The sequence below is a fragment of the Falsiroseomonas bella genome (assembly GCF_003173615.1).
Classification (GTDB): domain Bacteria; phylum Pseudomonadota; class Alphaproteobacteria; order Acetobacterales; family Acetobacteraceae; genus Falsiroseomonas; species Falsiroseomonas bella.
Map to the genome: position 1 here is coordinate 779,869 of NZ_QGNA01000003.1, position 16,880 is coordinate 796,748.

General features: G+C 72.2%; 14 protein-coding genes. 6 read left to right on the plus strand and 8 right to left on the minus strand.

All coding sequences use genetic code 11. From position 1 onward, the window contains the following. Positions 1-78 precede the first annotated feature (78 nt). The 4 genes from DFH01_RS16285 to DFH01_RS16300 are packed head-to-tail and all read right to left on the minus strand — an operon-like array spanning position 79 to position 4,610. The gene (locus DFH01_RS16285) at positions 79-576 is read right to left on the minus strand and encodes a GNAT family N-acetyltransferase (RefSeq protein ID WP_109871483.1); all 498 of its coding nucleotides are present in this window, start codon (positions 574-576) and stop codon (positions 79-81) included. 1 nt (position 577) lies between these two features. Beyond that, positions 578-2,077 (minus strand): M81 family metallopeptidase, encoded by a 1,500-nt coding sequence (locus DFH01_RS16290; RefSeq protein ID WP_109871484.1) that lies wholly within the window; start codon positions 2,075-2,077, stop codon positions 578-580. Positions 2,078-2,082: 5 nt separating this feature from the next. After that, positions 2,083-3,318 (minus strand): Zn-dependent hydrolase, encoded by a 1,236-nt coding sequence (locus DFH01_RS16295; RefSeq protein ID WP_109871485.1) that lies wholly within the window; start codon positions 3,316-3,318, stop codon positions 2,083-2,085. Next, positions 3,318-4,610, minus strand: a complete 1,293-nt coding sequence (locus tag DFH01_RS16300) for an ArgE/DapE family deacylase (protein WP_109871486.1) — start codon at positions 4,608-4,610, stop codon at positions 3,318-3,320. The genes DFH01_RS16295 and DFH01_RS16300 overlap by 1 nt, the downstream gene beginning before the upstream one ends. 43 nt (positions 4,611-4,653) lie before the next feature. Here DFH01_RS16300 and DFH01_RS16305 point away from each other — a divergent pair, with 43 nt between their 5' ends. Then, a complete protein-coding gene (locus DFH01_RS16305; RefSeq protein WP_109871487.1) occupies positions 4,654-5,685 on the plus strand; it encodes a histone deacetylase family protein in 1,032 nt (343 codons plus the stop codon). Here DFH01_RS16305 and DFH01_RS16310 read toward each other — a convergent pair. The 3 genes from DFH01_RS16310 to DFH01_RS16320 form a co-directional block, all read right to left on the minus strand. After that, positions 5,682-6,332: a PEP-CTERM sorting domain-containing protein gene (locus DFH01_RS16310; RefSeq protein ID WP_146217076.1), complete on the minus strand. Its 651-nt coding sequence runs from the start codon at positions 6,330-6,332 to the stop codon at positions 5,682-5,684. The genes DFH01_RS16305 and DFH01_RS16310 overlap by 4 nt on opposite strands. Positions 6,333-6,397: 65 nt before the next feature. Then, positions 6,398-7,378, minus strand: coding sequence for a tripartite tricarboxylate transporter substrate-binding protein (locus tag DFH01_RS16315; protein WP_158287787.1), 981 nt, complete (start codon positions 7,376-7,378; stop codon positions 6,398-6,400). A gap of 14 nt (positions 7,379-7,392) precedes the next feature. Further along, positions 7,393-8,400 (minus strand): Gfo/Idh/MocA family protein, encoded by a 1,008-nt coding sequence (locus DFH01_RS16320; RefSeq protein WP_158287788.1) that lies wholly within the window; start codon positions 8,398-8,400, stop codon positions 7,393-7,395. 327 nt (positions 8,401-8,727) lie between these two features. Here DFH01_RS16320 and DFH01_RS16325 point away from each other — a divergent pair, with 327 nt between their 5' ends. The 4 genes from DFH01_RS16325 to panC all read left to right on the plus strand — a co-directional run bounded on the left by DFH01_RS16325 (position 8,728) and on the right by panC (position 14,697). Next, positions 8,728-10,230 carry a YifB family Mg chelatase-like AAA ATPase gene (locus tag DFH01_RS16325; RefSeq protein WP_109871491.1) on the plus strand — a complete coding sequence of 501 codons (1,503 nt, stop codon included), beginning with the start codon at positions 8,728-8,730 and terminating at the stop codon, positions 10,228-10,230. 118 nt (positions 10,231-10,348) lie between these two features. Next, on the plus strand, positions 10,349-10,858 hold the full coding sequence (locus tag DFH01_RS16330; RefSeq protein ID WP_109871492.1) for a GNAT family N-acetyltransferase: 510 nt from the start codon (positions 10,349-10,351) through the stop codon (positions 10,856-10,858). Positions 10,859-11,092: 234 nt separating this feature from the next. Continuing rightward, positions 11,093-13,801, plus strand: coding sequence for a beta strand repeat-containing protein (locus DFH01_RS16335; RefSeq protein ID WP_109871493.1), 2,709 nt, complete (start codon positions 11,093-11,095; stop codon positions 13,799-13,801). 65 nt (positions 13,802-13,866) lie between these two features. Further along, on the plus strand, positions 13,867-14,697 hold the full coding sequence (gene panC, locus DFH01_RS16340) for a pantoate--beta-alanine ligase (RefSeq protein ID WP_109871494.1): 831 nt from the start codon (positions 13,867-13,869) through the stop codon (positions 14,695-14,697). Positions 14,698-14,702: 5 nt separating this feature from the next. Here panC and DFH01_RS16345 read toward each other — a convergent pair whose 3' ends face one another. Further along, the gene (locus tag DFH01_RS16345; RefSeq protein ID WP_109871672.1) at positions 14,703-15,068 is read right to left on the minus strand and encodes a YraN family protein; all 366 of its coding nucleotides are present in this window, start codon (positions 15,066-15,068) and stop codon (positions 14,703-14,705) included. Positions 15,069-15,109: 41 nt separating this feature from the next. Between DFH01_RS16345 and ggt the strand changes: the two genes are divergently transcribed. Then, entirely contained in the window at positions 15,110-16,807 is a 1,698-nt protein-coding gene (gene ggt / locus DFH01_RS16350) for a gamma-glutamyltransferase (protein WP_109871495.1), read from the plus strand. Positions 16,808-16,880: the final 73 nt, after the last annotated feature.

Below are 16,880 nucleotides of genomic sequence, written 5' to 3' on the forward strand. Positions count from 1 at the left end.
CAGCGCAGATCCGTGCCGCGGCCCCGCTGTCTACAGCAGCCTTCGGGCGAGAGGAATGAAGCGCCGGGCGCTGGGGGTCTATGCCCGCAGGCCCGTCGCGCTCGGCGCCGGATCGGCCAGGCTCCGCCGCAGCGGCCGCACATGCGTCGCCGCCCGCTCGCCCACCGCGCGCAGGAAGCCGCAGCGCTCGTAGAACAGGAAGGCCGAGGCCGGCGCGCGTACGCGCAGCCGCGGCCAGCCGGCCTCCGCCGCGCCCTCGGTGATCGCCGCGAGCAGCGCCCGCCCCGCGCCATGGCCGCGCGCGGCGCGCCGCACATACAGCCTGCGCACGCGCCCCGCGGCATCCTCCAGATACGGATCGCGCGTCAGCCCGCCGAGGCCGAGCAGCGCATCCCCGGCATAGGCCGCGAACAGCGCCTCCCCGGGGGCGTCGAAGCGCTGCGTGCCGCTCTCCCAATCCTCGCGCAGCACGTCCAGCATCTTCTGGCTGTCGGCCAGTGCATCCGCCGCCAGCTCCGCGAAGGCGGGCGGCAGCGCGCGGACCAGCGCAACGCGGATCGGATGCGCGCTGCGCATCTCAGCCGACCCGACGGTTGTCGCCGGGGCGGAGCCGAAGCCCCGGACGCAGCTGGCGGAAAGGCAGGATCGCCGGATCGGCGACCACCGGCCCCGGCGCGGCGGCGACCAGCACCGCGCGCGCGATCGGCTGGAAGTCGGCGCGGAAATGCACGCTCGACTTCAGCGCCAGGATCTTCTGCTCGCCCGGCTCGACCCCGAGATGGCGGAACAGCGCCTGGTCATAGGCCTGCATCTTGCGCGAGGTGACGATCACCGCGACGCCGCCGATGCCGATCAGCGCGCTCGGCCCGAGATCCGCGCGGTTGCCGGCCGCCATCGGCCCGGTGCAGGTGAAGCATCCGTTGGACAGCGCGAGCACCCGCGCCTCCACCTCCAGCGGCGCCCCATCGGACTTGCCGCCGAGCCTCAGCGAGACCTGCGCCCCCTCCCCCGCCGCATGGCAGGCGGCCGCACTCTCGGCGTCGTTGATCAGGCCGAGCACGGCGCCTTCCGCGCGCTGCGCCAGCAGCTCCGCCAGCAGGCCCGTGGTGTCGCCATGGCCGCCGCCGCCGGGGTTGTCCTGCGTGTCCGCGATCACCACCGGCTTGGTCGCGCCCTTCGCGAGCTCGATGGCCTGCGCCACTGCTTCCCTCGCCTCGAGGATCGGCTGGGCGAATTCCGTCTCCCGCAGGCGCAGCTCCTTCAGCAGCGCATCGGCCGCCGCATCCGCCGCCTCCTGCGTCACGCCATAGGCCACCAGCGCGCAGCCGCAATCGGCGAAGTCGGCATAGGGAAAGCCGAAGCAGAGCGAGAGCTCCGCCGCGCCGAGCTTCGCGGAGATGGTCTGGCGCGCCGTCATCACCTCCGCCATCGGCGGCACCAGCGTGCATTGGCTGGTGATCGGGATCAGGTAGTCGAGCTGGCGGAACGCCTTGGCGAAGGGTTGCTGGCGCGCGATGCGGGCCAGCAGCAGCGTCATCGCGCGCGCGCCGGCCTCCTTCATGTCCACATGCGGATAGGTGCGGAAGGGGCAGAGGATGTCGGCATCGCGCACCATCGCAGCCGTCAGGTTGCAATGCGGGTCGAGGCTGGCGGCGATCGGCACGCCGGGCCCCAGGATGGCGCGCGCACGCCGCAGCAGCTCGCCTTCCGCATCGGGGAAATTCTCCGCCACCATCGCGCCATGCAGGTCGAGATAGAGCCCGTCGAGCGGCCCTTCCGCCAGCGCCGCCTGCAGGTCGTGGAAGATCAGCGACGCCAGGCGCTCGAACGCTTCCGCGCTGACCGGCCCCGCCGGATTGGCGAAGCCCCAGGAGAGCGGCGCGATGGCGACGCCCGCCACCTCGGCCTCGCGGATGGCGCCCGCGGCCGGCACCGCGGTGTCGCGCAGCGCCGCCACCAGCGTCGCCGGGCGCTGCACGGCGGGCCAGCCGCCGGGCTCCAGGAAGTCGCGCCAGGTCGTCGGCCGTGGCGCGAAGGAATGGCTTTCGTGCAGGAAGCCGCCGATCGCGATGCGCATCTTGCTCAGTCTCTCGAAACCCCGGCGGCCGCGACCACGGCGTCCGCCAGCACCACCAGCCCCGCCTCCGCCCAGGCGGGCGTGATGCTCTCCGCCTCGTTGTGGCTGATGCCGCCATGGCAGGGGCAGAAGAGCATCACGGCGGGCACGCGCCGCGCCACATACACCGCATCATGGCCGATCGCCGTCGGCATTTTTTTCGAACGTACGCCGCGGGTTCTGGCGGCGGCTTCCAGATGGCCGACCAGGGCGGGATCGAAGGGCGTGGCCGGCGAGATCCAGAAATCCTCGATGGCGATCGCCACGCCGCGACGCGCCGAAATGCCCGCGGCCTCCGCCCGCATCGTCGCCGCCAGCGCCGCCAGCTGGTCCTCGTGATCGTGCCGCGTGTCCAGGCTGAACCACACGCGGCCCGGCACGACATTGCGGCTGTCCGGGTGCAGCGTCATGCGCCCGATGGTCGCGCGCGCGCCGCACGCCAGCGCCGCGCGCTCGATCATCAACGCGCACTCCGCGGCCGCCATCAGCGCGTCCTTGCGGCCCGCCATGGCGCTGCCGCCATGCGCATCCTCGCCGGTCACCGTCACCTCGAACCAATGCTGCGCCAGCGCATGGGTGACGATGCCGAGGTCAAGGCCCTCGCGCTCCAGCACCGGCCCCTGCTCGATATGCAGCTCGAAATAGGCGCCGAGGTCCTGTAGCGCCGCCGGATCGGCCTTCCCCGCCCAGCCGATGCGCGAAAGCTCCGCGCCGAAAACGGCGCCCGTGCTGTCGGTCTTCGCCAGCACCTCGGATTCAGGAAAAATGCCCATCGCGGCGCCGGAGCCCATCATCGGCGGCGAGAAGCGCGCGCCTTCCTCGTTGGTCCAGTTGATCAGCGCGACGGGCGCTTCGGTCTGCACGCCGGCCTCATGCAGCGCGCGCAGGATCTCAAGCCCCGCCAGCACGCCCAGCACGCCGTCGAATTTCCCGCCTGTGGGCTGCGTATCGAGGTGGCTGCCGATGGCGACGGGCTTGCGCGCGGGATCGCGCCCCGGCCGCGTCAGCACCATGTTGCCCAAGCGATCCACGCTGAGCGTCGCGCCCGCCGCCGCGGCCTGCCTAGCCAGCAGATGCCGCGCCTCGGCATCGAGGTCGGTCAGGGTCTGCCGGTTGCAGCCGCCCTTCGGCGTCCCGCCGATGCGGGCGTATTCCATCAGGCTGTCCCACAGCCTGGCGCCGGAGACGGGCAGATTCCGCATCACGACAACGCCTCCACCCCGCACCACTCCGCCATGGTCAGCGCGATGGACCTCGTGATGTCGTGCATCGAATCCAGCCCCACGCTTTCGTCGATGCCGTGGATCTCCTGCGCATCCGGCCCGAAGCAGGCGACCGGCGTGCCCTGGTAGAGCTGGAAGAAGCGCCCGTCGGTCAGCCCTGTCGCCGGATACTGGCGCAAATCCCCGCCGGTCACCTCGGCATAGCTCCGCATCGCCAGCTTCACGATCGGCGCCTCCATGTCGAAGACGCAGGGATCGGCGTGGAAGCCTCGGAACTCCACGGTCACCTTGGCCCCCTTCAGCGCCGCGTCGTCCCGCGCCGCATCCACGATGCGCTCGATGTCCGCGCGGACCCGATCCGCACTGTTCCCCACCATGACCCCCACCCTCAGCCCCAGCCTCGCCCTTGTCGCGACCGAGCTGTTCCACTCGCCGCCGTCGAAAGTTCCGAGATTGACGTTTACCGGATGGTTAACGCCGCGGAAGCTGGCGTGGATGTGTTCGGCGCGGTTCATCTCGCGCTCATAGGCCTCGAAGCGTGACCAGATCGCCATCGCCGCCTCGATGGCGTTCACCCCCGCCTGCTTGTCCCGCACATGGGCCGGCCGGCCGGTGACGGTGACGAAGGCCCAGACCACGCCGACCTCGGCGGAATACATCGCGGGCAGGCCGGGTCCGGGCTCCGGGATGATCGCCGCCTGGCAGGGCGGCATCGCCACCATGCAGGCCAGCGCGCCGTTGCCGCTGCATTCCTCCTCGATCACCGCATGCATCTGCACCTCGGCCGCCGGCTGCAGCCCGGCCTCCTTCAGCGCGCGGAAGGCCGTGACGTAGCTGATGATGCCGGCCTTCATGTCGCCGGCCCCGCGGCCATACATCCGCCCGTTGCGGATCGCGGGCTCATAGGGCGGCGTGGTCCATTCGTCGGCGGCGCCTTCGGGCACCACGTCCACATGCCCCTGCAGGACCAGGCTGCGTCCGGTCGCGCTGCGCGGCCGGTGCACCGCAACGACGTTGTCGCGCCCGTCATACGAAACAAGCGGTGGCGAGAAGCCGGGATGCGCCCTGAGCTTCTCGACCTCGACCGGGACGCGCTGCGGCGCCAGGCCCAGCCCCTCATAGATCCGCGCCATCTCGTTCAGCGCCGAGGCCTCGTTGCCCAGCGTGGAGGGGCAGCGCACCAGGCGCTCCAGCAGGCGCACGGACTCCTCGCGCAGCGCGTCGCAGCTTTCGAGGATCGCGCGCCGCGCGCCCGGGTCCAACTCCGTCATGCCGTCCTTCCCGCCGTCAGGTGGCGGGCCTAACCTGCCAAAGATGAAGGCATTCGCCCACCCCGCCGAGGCCCGGCACGATCCCCGCTTCTTCCTGATGCGCGGCCGCGTGCGTCCGAACTTCGAGGTGCCGGGTCGCGCCGCGGCCTTGCGGGAAGGTCTGTCGCGCCTCGGCATCGTTCCGGAAATCCCGCCCGAGGCGCCGCGCGCCGCGCTGGAGGCGGTGCACGCGCCGGACTACCTCGACTTCCTGCGCGACGCGCCCGCCGCCTGGGCCGCCCTGCCGGAACCCGGCCCCGAGGTCGTCGGCAACATGCACCCGACCCCCGAGATGCTGCTGGAGGATGCGCGCCGTCCGAAGGGCCTGGTCGGCCAGGCCGGCTGGTACAGCGCCGACACCGCCTGCCCCATCGGTCCCGGCACCTATGACGCCGCGATCGGCGCCGCCGCCTGCGCGCTCGCCGCAGCCGCCGAGGCCGCGCAGGGCCGCACCGCCTACGCCCTCTGCCGCCCGCCCGGCCATCACGCCTACGCCGCGCGCGCCGGCGGGCATTGCTACCTCAACAATGCCGCCATCGCCGCCCAGGCTTTGCGCGATGCGGGGGCCGCGCGCGTCGCCGTGCTCGACATCGACAGCCACCACGGCAACGGCACGCAGGGCATCTTCTGGCTGCGCGGCGACGTGTTGACCGTGTCCGTCCATGGCGACCCGGACGGCTACTATCCCTGGTTCGTCGGCCGCGCCGAGGAGCGCGGCGACGGCGACGGCGAGGAGCGCAACCTGAACCTGCCGCTGGCCCAGGGCACCGGCGATGCCGACTGGCTGGAGGCGATCGAGACGGGCCTCTCCGCCATCCGCGCGTTCAAGCCGGATGCGCTGGTCGTCTCCCTCGGCTTCGACGCCAGCGAGCACGAGCCGCTGAATTTCCTGGCCGTGACCGAGGACGGCTTCGCGCGGGCGGGCGCGATGATCGCCGCGGCGGGGCTGCCGGCGGCGATCATCCAGGAAGGCGGCTACAACGTGGAGCGGATCGGCGGGCTGCTGGGGCGGTTCCTGGGCGCCTGGGGCGGCTAGGCCCGGACGACCGCGCGCCGCCCTGCCCGCAGACCGGCCAACCCGGCGAGCCCGAGGCCGAACAGCGCCAGCGCTACCGGCTCCGGCACGGTGACCTCGACGAGGCGGAGGCCGCTCAGCGTGAACGCGGCTTGGCCGGGGTCATTTCCGGAGAACTCGACGACGCCGTCCGTGCCGTCGAAGGCGCCGAACACGAAGGGCAGCGGCAGCCCGGCAGCGGCCGGCCCGAACACCGCGCCTGTGGAGTCCGACAGCTCGATACGGGGACTTGCAGGCACCAGCCCGTTGATGGCCGCGCCGGTCACCGGGTTGGATCCCTGGATGCCAAGGACGTCGTTCGTGTCATTGACGATGACGATCCGTCCCCCGGTCGAGGTCGCCGTGTAGCCGCCGACGGTGATGCTGAAGGCCGTGATCGCGGCGTAGCCGGCGACAGTCGCGTCGGAGGAGCCGTCGGCAGGGGTGGTGGTGTCCACCTTGAAGAAGCCGCTGACGGCCTGGCCGCTTGTGATGGTCGGTGCGAGACCGCCTGCGAAGGTCACCGTGCCCGTGAAGACGTAGGTCTGGATCGCCGCCTCGCCCGGCGCCGCCCAGCCCAACCCCGCGCACAGCGCGCAGCCCGCCGCAATCCATGACCGACCGATCATTGGTCGCCCCCACCAGGATGCCGTTGTGAAACCATAAGGCGAGAGACAAACACTCCGCAACGGTCTCACCGCGGCGCGGCGTTCACCCTTCGCCCGATCTCCTGCGCGATGCGCGATTGCTCCTGCACGAAGACCGCGAACTGGTCGGGCGGCATGGCGATGCCCTGCAGACCCTGCGTGTCGAACAGCGCCAGGATCTCCGGGTCGTTCACCGCCGTCCGCATCGCGGCATGCGCCTTCTCCACGATCGGGCGCGGCGCGCCGGCCGGCATCCACAGGCCGAACCAGTTCACCACGTCGTAGCCGGCCAGCCCCTGCTCCTGCATCGTCGGCACGTCCGGCATGCCCTTCCAGCGCCGCGCGCCGGTCAGCGCGATGGCGCGGAGCCGCCCCGCCTGCACATGCTCCAGCGCGACATTCGTGCCGACGAAGAACATGTCGATGCGCCCGGCCAGCAGGTCGGTCACGCCCTCGCCTACGCCGCGATACGGCACGGAGAGGATGTCGGTCCCCGTCATCGCCTTCATCAGCTCGGCGGGGATGTGGCTGGCCGTGCCGTTGCCCGCGTTGACGTAGGTCAGCCTGCCCGGCTCACGCTTCGCCAGCGCGATCAGTTCCGCCAGGTTGGTCGCCTGCACCGAGGGATGCACCACCAGCGCCTGCCCGAAATTCTGCACGGCGAGCGTCACATGCGTGAAGTCGGCGATCGGGTCGAAGTTGACGTTGGGATTGAAGGGGGGCGTGTTGACGTGGCTCGCCGTGGTGAACAGCCATGTGTAGCCATCCGCCGGCATGCGCGCGACCTGCGCGGTGCCGACGATGCCGCCCGCGCCAGGCCGGTTCTCGATCACCACCGTCTGCCCGATCGCCGCCGAGAGTTTTGGGGCCAGCGCGCGAATGATCAGGTCCGGCGGCCCGCCCGGCGGCGAGGGAACGACGGCGCGGATCGGCCGGCTCGGGTAATCCGTGCCCTGTGCCGCCGCCGTGCCGGAAGCCAGCGCCGCCGCGCCGAGCAGCGCCGCGCGTCGCGTGAATCGAATCGTCATCGCCTGATCCCCTCTCATCCCACCTTCACCGGCCCGCCCGATGCGATGGAGGCCATGATCGCCTCCAGCACCGCCACGTTGTGCACGCCATCGCCATCCGGCAGGGCGAGCGGACGCTTCGCCAGCGCCGCCCCCGCGAAGTGGTCGAGTTCCGCGCGCTCCGTGCTGGTGTCCTCGAAGGTGATCACCTCCGGGCGCTGCTTCTTCCCGATGTCATTGCGGTCGATCAAGCAGAGCCGCAACTGCCAGGTCGGCAAATGCTCGACATCACCCACCTCGGCCCAGCCGTTCGCGCCGAACACCTGCAGCCGCCAGGTCTCGGCGGTGGCGATGACCGTGCCGAGATAGCCTGTCGCACCGGAGCGGAAGCGGAACAGCATGGAGGTCGTGTCGTCCATGCCGAAATCCTGCACCAGCCGGAAACTCTGCGCCGTCACCTGCTCGATCGGCCCGGCGAGCGAGAGCATCGCATCCACCACATGCACGCCGCGCCCGGTCATGCCGCCGGCCGGGCCTTCCTTCCGGTCGTGCCGCCAATGCCCCTTCGGGAAGCGATAGGCCGACGGCCCGCAGAAATTGCCCTCCATGTGCAGGATGCGGCCGAGCGTGCCGTCCTCGACCAGCGCCTTGATGCGCTGCAAAGCCGGCTGGAAGCGCCAGTTGTAGCCGACGGCAAGCGTCACCCCCGCCCTCGCGCAGGCCTCCGCCGCGCGCCGCGCCTCCGCGGCGTTCACGCCGAGCGGCTTCTCGGTGAAGACCGGCTTCCCCGCGGCCGCGGCGGCGACGATCTGGTCGGTGTGCTGGGTGTGCGGCGTGGCGAGCACCACCGCGTCCACTTCCGGATCGGCCAGCGCGGCTTCGTAGCTTTCCAGCATGCGCAGGCCGCGCGCGGCGGCGAAGTCGGCGGCCTTGGCGGGGGTGCGCGTCGCGGCGGCGGTGAAGCGGATGTGCTTCGCGCCCTCCGCGCAGCGGACGAGATGCTGCCCCCAGGTGCCGAGGCCGATGATGGCGGCGCGGATCATGCGTGCGGTGTGCCTGTGTTGTGTCGGCGCCATGAGACGACGATGCGGCGCGGGGTGGAAGAGGGTGGCGCTGCATCCGGCAAGTCGGTCGCGCCCCCACCCCCAACCAGCCTTCGGCCTCCGACGCCTCTGGCGCCGAAGCCCCCGCACAGCGGGGGAGTGAGCAGGGCGCGCGAATGGTCCCTCCCCTGCGAAGCGGGGGAGGGTGGTTGAGCGGAGCGAGGCCGGGTGGGGGCACGACCAGCCCCGCAGAAAACGCAAAAGAATCCCCATGCTCAGCAAAACCCACGGTTGATCTCGCGCCCCCGCCCGCCCCACCCTCGCCGCGTGTCCTCCATCGCCCGCATCCCGACTTTCGCCTTCGCCGGCATCGAAGCCGTGCCCGTCGAAGTCCAGGTGCAGATCGCCCCCGGCCTCCCCGCCTTCCTCGTCGTGGGCCTGCCCGACAAGGCCGTGGGCGAATCCCGCGAACGGGTGCGGGCTGCGCTCACCGCCATCGGCCTCTCCCTGCCGCCCAAGCGCGTGCTGGTGAATCTCGCTCCCGCCGACCTGCTGAAGGAGGGCAGCCATTTCGACCTGCCCATCGCGCTCGGCGTCCTCGCCGCGATGGAGGTCATCCCCCGCGACGCGGTCGCCGAATTCGCCGCCCTCGGCGAACTGGCGCTGGACGGCACCCTCGCCCCTGTCGCCGGCGTGCTGCCCGCCGCGATCGGCGCCGGCGCGCGCGAACTCGGCCTGGTCTGCCCCGGCCCGCAGGGCGGCGAGGCCGCCTGGGCCGGCACGGTGGAGGTGCTGGCGCCGCCCGACCTCCCTTCCCTCATCAACCACTTCGCGGGCCGCCAGCTTCTCTCGCCGCCGACGCTGCCGGATGTCGAACCGGAGCCCTGGCGCGGCGCCGACCTCGCCGAGGTGCGCGGCCAGGAATCCGCAAAGCGGGCGCTGGAGATCGCGGCGGCGGGGTCGCTGAACCTGCTGATGGTCGGCCCGCCCGGCGCCGGCAAATCCATGCTCGCCGCGCGCCTGCCCGGCCTGCTGCCCGACCTCACGCCCGCCGAGGCGCTGGACGTCTCGCTGGTCCACTCCGTCGCCGGCATGCTTTCGGGCGGCAGGCTGATCCGCCGCCCGCCCTTCCGCGACCCGCACCACTCCGCCTCCGTCCCCGCCCTGGTCGGCGGCGGGCATCGCGCGAAGCCGGGCGAGATCAGCCTGGCGCATCTCGGCGTGCTGTTCCTCGACGAATGGCCGGAATTCCCTCGCCCGGCGCTGGAGGCGCTGCGCCAGCCGATGGAGACCGGACGCACCACGATCAGCCGCGCCAATGCGCATGTCTCCTACCCCGCGCGCTTCCAGTGCATCGCGGCGATGAACCCCTGCCGCTGCGGCTATCTGGGCGACGCCACGCGCGAATGCGCCCGCGCGCCGGGCTGCGGCCAGGACTACCTGGCGCGGCTCTCCGGGCCGCTGCTCGACCGCATGGACCTGGTGATCGAGGTGCAGCCCATCCCCGCCGTGGAGCTCGCCCGCGCCCCCATCGGCGAACGCACGGAGGTCGTCGCCGCACGCGTCGCCGCCGCGCGCGAACGCGGCCGCGCCCGAGGCGGCGCCCCGCGCAACGCCGAGGCCGGCTGGGACGAGCTGCAGCCGGGCCTGGACGCGGAGGCGCTAACCCTGCTCGAGACCGCATCCGGCCGGCTGCGCCTCTCCACCCGCGGCCAGGTGCGGGCGCTGCGCGTCGCGCGGACCATCGCCGACCTGGCCGGCGAGGCCCGCATCGCCCGCGCCCATGTCGCCGAGGCTCTGGCCTTCCGCCACCGGATGCCGGGTCGTTGATTTGTTCTCACCCCAACTTTCGGATTGATTTCGTCCCACTCTCGGGACGCAGCGGCGTCCTTCTGGTGGTCTCCGGGCCAGCCGCGCCGCGTCGCGCCAAGCCAGGAGAGAGAACGAGATGCTCGCCACCAGCTGCCGGATCGCCGTCACCCGCGCCTCCGCCGCCGGCGCACCCCTCTGCTTCCGGCGCCTGAACGGGGAGGACCGCCACGCCCTGGCGGTGCATCTGCAGGAGCTCTGCGGCTGGGACCGGGTCGCGCGCTGGGGATCGCCGCGCACCGATGCCGAGATCGATGCCGAGTGCCGCGGCTTTGACTTCCGCCCGCGGCTCGGCAACGTCGTGGGCTTCGGCGCGGTGACGGGCAGCGGCCGCATCGCCGGCGCCGCACTCACCTGGCGCCTGCCGGATGGCGGCGTGACGCTTGCCGTCAGCGTCAGCGAGCCCTGGCGCCGCCGCGGCATCGCGAGCGAGCTGATGGCCTGCCTCGTGCCCGGCGGCCTGCTCGGCCTCGGCGCGAGCACCGCCGAGGTGAGCTTCGAGGCCGAAAACACCGCCATGCGCCGCCTCCTGCGCGGGCTGAAGGCGCATGTGCTGTTCGGCACCGGCCGCGCCATGGTGACGGTCTGACACCAGGGACCCCAAGGCTGGATCTGCGGCCGGCATATGCCGGCCGAGCCGCCGAATGGCGACCGCCGCGCGCCGACACGCACGAAACGCCTGCAAGGCGGGCGTTGCACGTGACACATGCGCCCGTACACCGTGTCGCGCACGACTGCGTGCTGTTCCCGCGGTGACATCGGCCGGAAGCCCGACAGGTCTAGCGTAGCGCCACCTGCAGATCCGCAGGGGGAGCAACGCATCATGGCGATCACCGCACTCTCGAGCGCCGGCCGGCTCTTCGCCTTCGGCGATTCGCGCGACAACGACATCGAGGTCGGCCGCGACGCCGCGGGCCGGCTTCTCGTCAACAACGGCGCCGTCCCGATCAAGGGCACGGTGCCCACCGTCGCCAACACCCTGCAGATCCAGGTCTTCGGCCAGGGCGGCAACGACCGGATCACGGTGAACGAGGCGAACGGCGCGCTGCCGCGCGCGACCCTGTTCGGCGGCGCGGGCGACGACACCATCACCGGCGGGTCCGGTTCGGACATGCTGTTCGGTCAGGACGGGAACGACGCCCTGCTCGGCAAGGGCGGCAACGACCTGCTCTTCGGCGGCCGCGGCGACGACACGCTCACCGGCGGCGACGGCAACGACCAGCTCTTCGGCGAGGCCGGCAACGACCTGCTGATCTGGAATCCGGGCGACGACACCGACCTGTTCGAGGGCGGCGCCGGCATCGACACGACTCAGGTCAATGGCGGGAACGGCGCGGAAGTCTTCACCGCCACCGCCAACGGCACGCGCGTGCGCTTCGACCGGCTGGATCCCGCGCCCTTCTCCCTCGACATGGGCACGGTGGAGACGCTGGTCGTCAACATGAACGGCGGCAACGACAGCTTCTCCGCCACCGGCAACCTCGCCGCGCTGATTTCCGTCACGGTGGATGGCGGCACCGGCAACGACACGATCCTTGGCTCCAACGGCACCGACCTGCTGCTCGGCGGGGATGGCAACGACTTCGTGGACGGCCAGCAGGGCAGCGACACCGCCTTCCTCGGCGCCGGAGACGACGTGTTCCAATGGGACCCGGGCGACGGCAGCGACGTGGTCGAGGGCCAGGCCGGCACCGACACGCTCCTGTTCAACGGCAGCAACGGCAACGAAGTGATGAGCCTCGCCGCCAATGGCGGCCGTGCGCTGTTCGCCCGCAACCTCGGCAACATCGTCATGGACCTCGACGATGTGGAGACGCTGACGGTCAACGCGCTGGGCGGCGCCGATACCGTCACGGTGAACGACATGACCGGCACCGATGTGACGCGCGTGAACGTCAACCTCGCCGGCACGATCGGCGGCACCGCGGGCGATGCGGCGGCGGATGTTGTGGTCGTGAATGGCGGCGGCGGCAACGACGTCGTGGACGTTTTCGGCGCCGGCGGCAGCGTCGCGGTCCTCGGCCTGGCGGCGCGGGTGGACATCACCGGCGCGGAAGGCGCGAACGATGCGCTGGTGATCAATGGCGGCGCCGGCGACGATGGCATCACCGCGACCACGCTGCCGGCAGGCGTCATCCGGCTGACCCTCGATGGCGGCGCCGGGAACGACGTGATCCTGGGCAGCCAGGGCGCGGACGTGCTGATCGGCGGCGACGGCGACGACTTCGTCTTCGGCGACAACGGCAACGACCTGGCGCTGCTCGGCGCCGGCAACGACGTGTTCCAATGGGATCCCGGCGACGGCAGCGACGTGGTGGAGGGCCAGGCCGGCGCCGACACGCTGCTGTTCTTCGGCTCCAACGCGTCGGAGACCATCAACCTCGTCGCCAATGGCGGCCGGGCGCTGTTCCTCCGCGACGTCGGGAACGTCACGATGGACCTCGACGACGTGGAGAAGGTCTCCTTCCGCGCGCTCGGCGGCGCGGACAACATCGTGCTCGGCGATCTCTCCGGCACCGATGTGACGCAGGTCGAGCTCGACCTGCGCGGCCCGAACGGCGGCGGCGACGGCGCGGCCGACACCGTGACGGTCAACGCCACGCAGGGCGCCGACACCTTCGGCGTCACCGGCGATGCCGGCGGCGTCACGGTCTTCGGACTGCCGGCGCAGACGAAGATCCTGTTCAGCGACGGCGCCAATGACCGCCTGGTGCTGAACGGGCTCGGCGGCGACGACGTGATGGACGCGAGCGGCCTCGCCGCCGGCGCGGTGACGCTCACCATGAATGGCGGGCTCGGGGCCGATGTCCTGCTCGGCTCCGCGGGCGACGACCTCATCAATGGCGGGGACGGCAACGACCTCGCCCTGATGGGCGCTGGCGACGACATTTTCGTCTGGAATCCCGGCGACGACAACGACGTGGTCGAGGGCCAGGACGGCTTCGACACCCTGCAGTTCAACGGCGCCAATGTCGCCGAGACGATCAACATCCTCGCCAATGGCGGCCGCGCGCTGTTCACCCGCGACGTCGCCAACGTGCTGATGGACCTGAACGACGTGGAGAAGATCGCCTTCAACGCGCTCGGCGGCGCCGACAACATCACCATCGGCGACCTCTCCGGCACCGACCTGACGGAGATCGCGATCAACCTCGCCGGCGCGGGCGGGGCCGGAGACGGAGCGGTGGACACCGTCACGGTCAACGCCACGAACGCCGACGACGTGATCCTCGTGGTGGGCGATGCCTCCGGCGTGTCCATCTTCGGCCTCGGCGCCACGATCCACCTCACCGGCTTCGAGGCGACGGACCGGCTGGTGGTCAACGGCCTCGGCGGCGACGACGTGATCGAGGCCTCCGGCCTTCAGGCGGTGATGCAGCTCATCGCCAATGGCGGCGAGGACGACGACGTGCTCATCGGCGGAGAGGGCGCCGACATCCTGAACGGCGATGCCGGCGACGACGTGCTGATCGGCGGCCCCGGCCTCGACGTGCTGAATGGCGGCCTGGGCGACAACATCGTGATCGCCTGACGGGACAGGCGGCGCGGTCGGCCATCCGGTTGACCGCGCCCCTGCCGCCATGGGAGGCAGCGCGCATGCAGCGCATCCGCACGCTTCCCGAATTGCGCCAGGCCAGCGCCACGCTGCGCGCCGGCGGCCGCCGCCTCGCCCTGGTGCCGACCATGGGCGCGCTGCATGAAGGGCACGTCGCGCTGGTCGAGGCCGCGCGCCGCGCCGCGGATGCCGTCGCCGTCTCGATCTTCGTGAACCCCTTGCAGTTCGGCCCCTCCGAGGATTTCGCGCGCTATCCGCGCGACGAGGAAGGCGACCTGCGCAAGCTGCGCGACGCGGGCTGCGACCTGGTCTGGCTGCCGGATGTCGCCACCATGTATCCGCCCGGCAGCGCCAGCACGATCGAGGTCGCCGGCCCCGCCGAAGGCTTCGAGGGCGAAGCACGCCCCGGCCATTTCCGCGGCGTCGCCACCGTCTGCACCAAGCTGTTCAGCCAGACCCAGGCCGATGTCGCGGTATTCGGCGAGAAGGACTGGCAGCAGCTGCAGGTGATACGTCGCGTCGTCGCCGACCTCGACCTGCCCATCGCGATCCTCGGCCATGAGACCGTGCGGGAGCAGGACGGCCTCGCCTGCTCCTCCCGCAACATCCGCCTGACGGCGGCGCAGCGCGCGATCGCGCCGCTGCTGCCCGCCACGATGCGCGACGCGCTGGCCCGCATCGCTGCCGGCGAGGCGTCCGGCCCCGTGCTGACGGAGGCAGTGCAGCGCCTGGTCGAGGCCGGCTTCGCGCCGGACTACTTCGCGCTCGTGGAGCCGGAGACGCTGCGCCCCTGGCAATCCGGCCCCGGCCGCCTGCTGGCCGCGGCGCGGCTCGGCGATGTGCGCCTGCTGGACAACATGGCGCTGGCCTGACGCGCCTACTCCACCCGGAACGCGTCCGCGATCCGCCGCACGCGGCCTTCAGCGTCCACCAGCAGCACGTCGAACCGCACCCCCGCCGTGCCATGCGCCGGGTTCGCCGCCATCCAGGCCTCGGCCGCCGCGATCAGCCGCGCGCGTTGCCGCGGGCCGAGCGCGAACGCGGCCTCCGTCAGGCTGGCCCGCGCCTTCACCTCCACGAAGGCCAGCAACCCCTCGCGCTCCGCCACCAGGTCGATCTCGCCGGCCGGGGTGCGGACGCGCTGCGCCAGCACCGCCCAGCCCTCCGCCGCCAGCGCCGCCGCCGCCTTCGCCTCCGCGTGACGGCCGCGGCGATCGGCGGCCTTCCGCAGATCCTCTCCCATGCGCATGCTGCGAGCCTGCCACGGCGACCACGGAGTCCGGAATGCGCCGCCTGCTCGCCCTGCTCGCGCTCTGCCTGATCGCCGCCTTACCGGTCGCATGGGCCGCGCAGGCGCAGCCCGCCACGCGGCACATGATCGTCGCACCCCACCCGATGGCTGCCGAAGCCGGCCTGGCCGTGCTGCGGGAAGGAGGCAGCGCCCTGGACGCCGCCATCGCCGCCGCGGTCATGCTCACCCTGGTCGAGCCGCAGTCGAGCGGCATCGGCGGCGGCGGGCTGATGCTGCATTTCGGCGCGGCGGATCGCCGCATCGAAGCCTGGGACGGGCGGGAGACGGCGCCCGCCCTCGCAAGCCCCGACCAGTTCCGCCGCCCGGACGGCCAGCCGATGCCCTTCGTCGCGGCGATGGAAAGCGGCCGCAGCGTCGGCGTGCCCGGCCTGCTGCGCATGCTGGAGCACGCGCATCGCCGCCATGGCCGCCTGCCCTGGGCGCGGCTGATGGCGCCCACGATCCAGGCCGCCGAGGCCGGCTTCCCGGTGCCGGAGCGCATGGCCGCCGCGGTCGGCGGCGCGGTCGCCGCCCTCCGGCGCGATCCCGCCGCAAGCGCCTATTTCCTCGACGCCGGCGGCGATCCCTGGCCGCCCGGCCATGTGCTGCGCAACATCGCGCTGGCTTCCACGCTGCGCGCCGTCGCGGCGGAAGGCGCCGATGCGCTCTACACGGGGCCGATCGCGGCCGAGATCGTCGCCGCCGTGCAGCGCCACCCGAACCCGGGTGCGCTGAGCCTCGCGGACCTCGCCAACTACCTCCCCCGCCTGCGCGCCGTGGTCTGCGCCCCCTATCGCGCGCGGCAGGTCTGCGGCATGGGGCCGCCGACCTCGGGCGGCGTCGCGGTGGCGCAGGTGCTGGGGATGCTCGCCCGCTTCGACCTCGCGGCGCTCGATCCCGCCGGCGAACCGGCCGCGCATCTGCTGGCCGAGGCCGGGCGCCTCGCCTTCGCCGACCGCAACCTCTACCTCGCCGATGACGATTACGTGCGCGTGCCGCTGCGCGGCCTGCTCGATCCGGCCTATGTCGCCGGCCGCGCCGCGCTGATCGACCCGGCCCGCGCCATGGCCCCGCCCGCCGCCGGCGACCCGCCCTTCCGCGAGGGCCGCGCCGCGCCGCAGGGCGCGGAGCAGGAGGCCGGCACCAGCCACATCGTTGCCTTCGACGCCTTCGGCAACGCCGTCTCCCTCACCCCAACGATCGAGGCCTCGATGGGGTCGCGGATCTTCGTGCGCGGCTTCCTGCTGAACAACCAGCTGACCGACTTCGCCTTCCTGCCGGAGCAGGAGGGCCGCCCGGTGGCCAACCGCCTGCAGCCGGGCAAGCGGCCGCGCTCCTCCACTTCCCCCACCATCGTGCTCGATGCGCTGGGGCGGCCGGAGATCCTGGCAGGCTCGGCCGGCGGGTCGCGCATCATCTTCCATGTCGCGCAGACCCTCGTCGCCATGCTGGACTGGAGCATGCCCCCGGCCCGGGCCGTGGCGCTGCCGCGCATCGGCGTCATCGGCACCGGCCCGGTGGAGCTGGAGGCCGGCACGGAGGCGGCCTCCCTCGCGCCCGCGCTGCAGGCGATGGGCCATCGCACGGATGTGCGCGCCAATGTCTCGGGCCTCTCGGTGATCCGGATCACCCCGGCCGGGCTGCTCGGCGCGCCCGACCCCCGGCGGGAGGGCGTCGCGCTCGGCGATTGATTTCATCGTCGCCGCGGTTGCGGCGCGCCGCGCGGCCATGCTGACTCCGCGTAACGCCCGCATGGAGGACCAC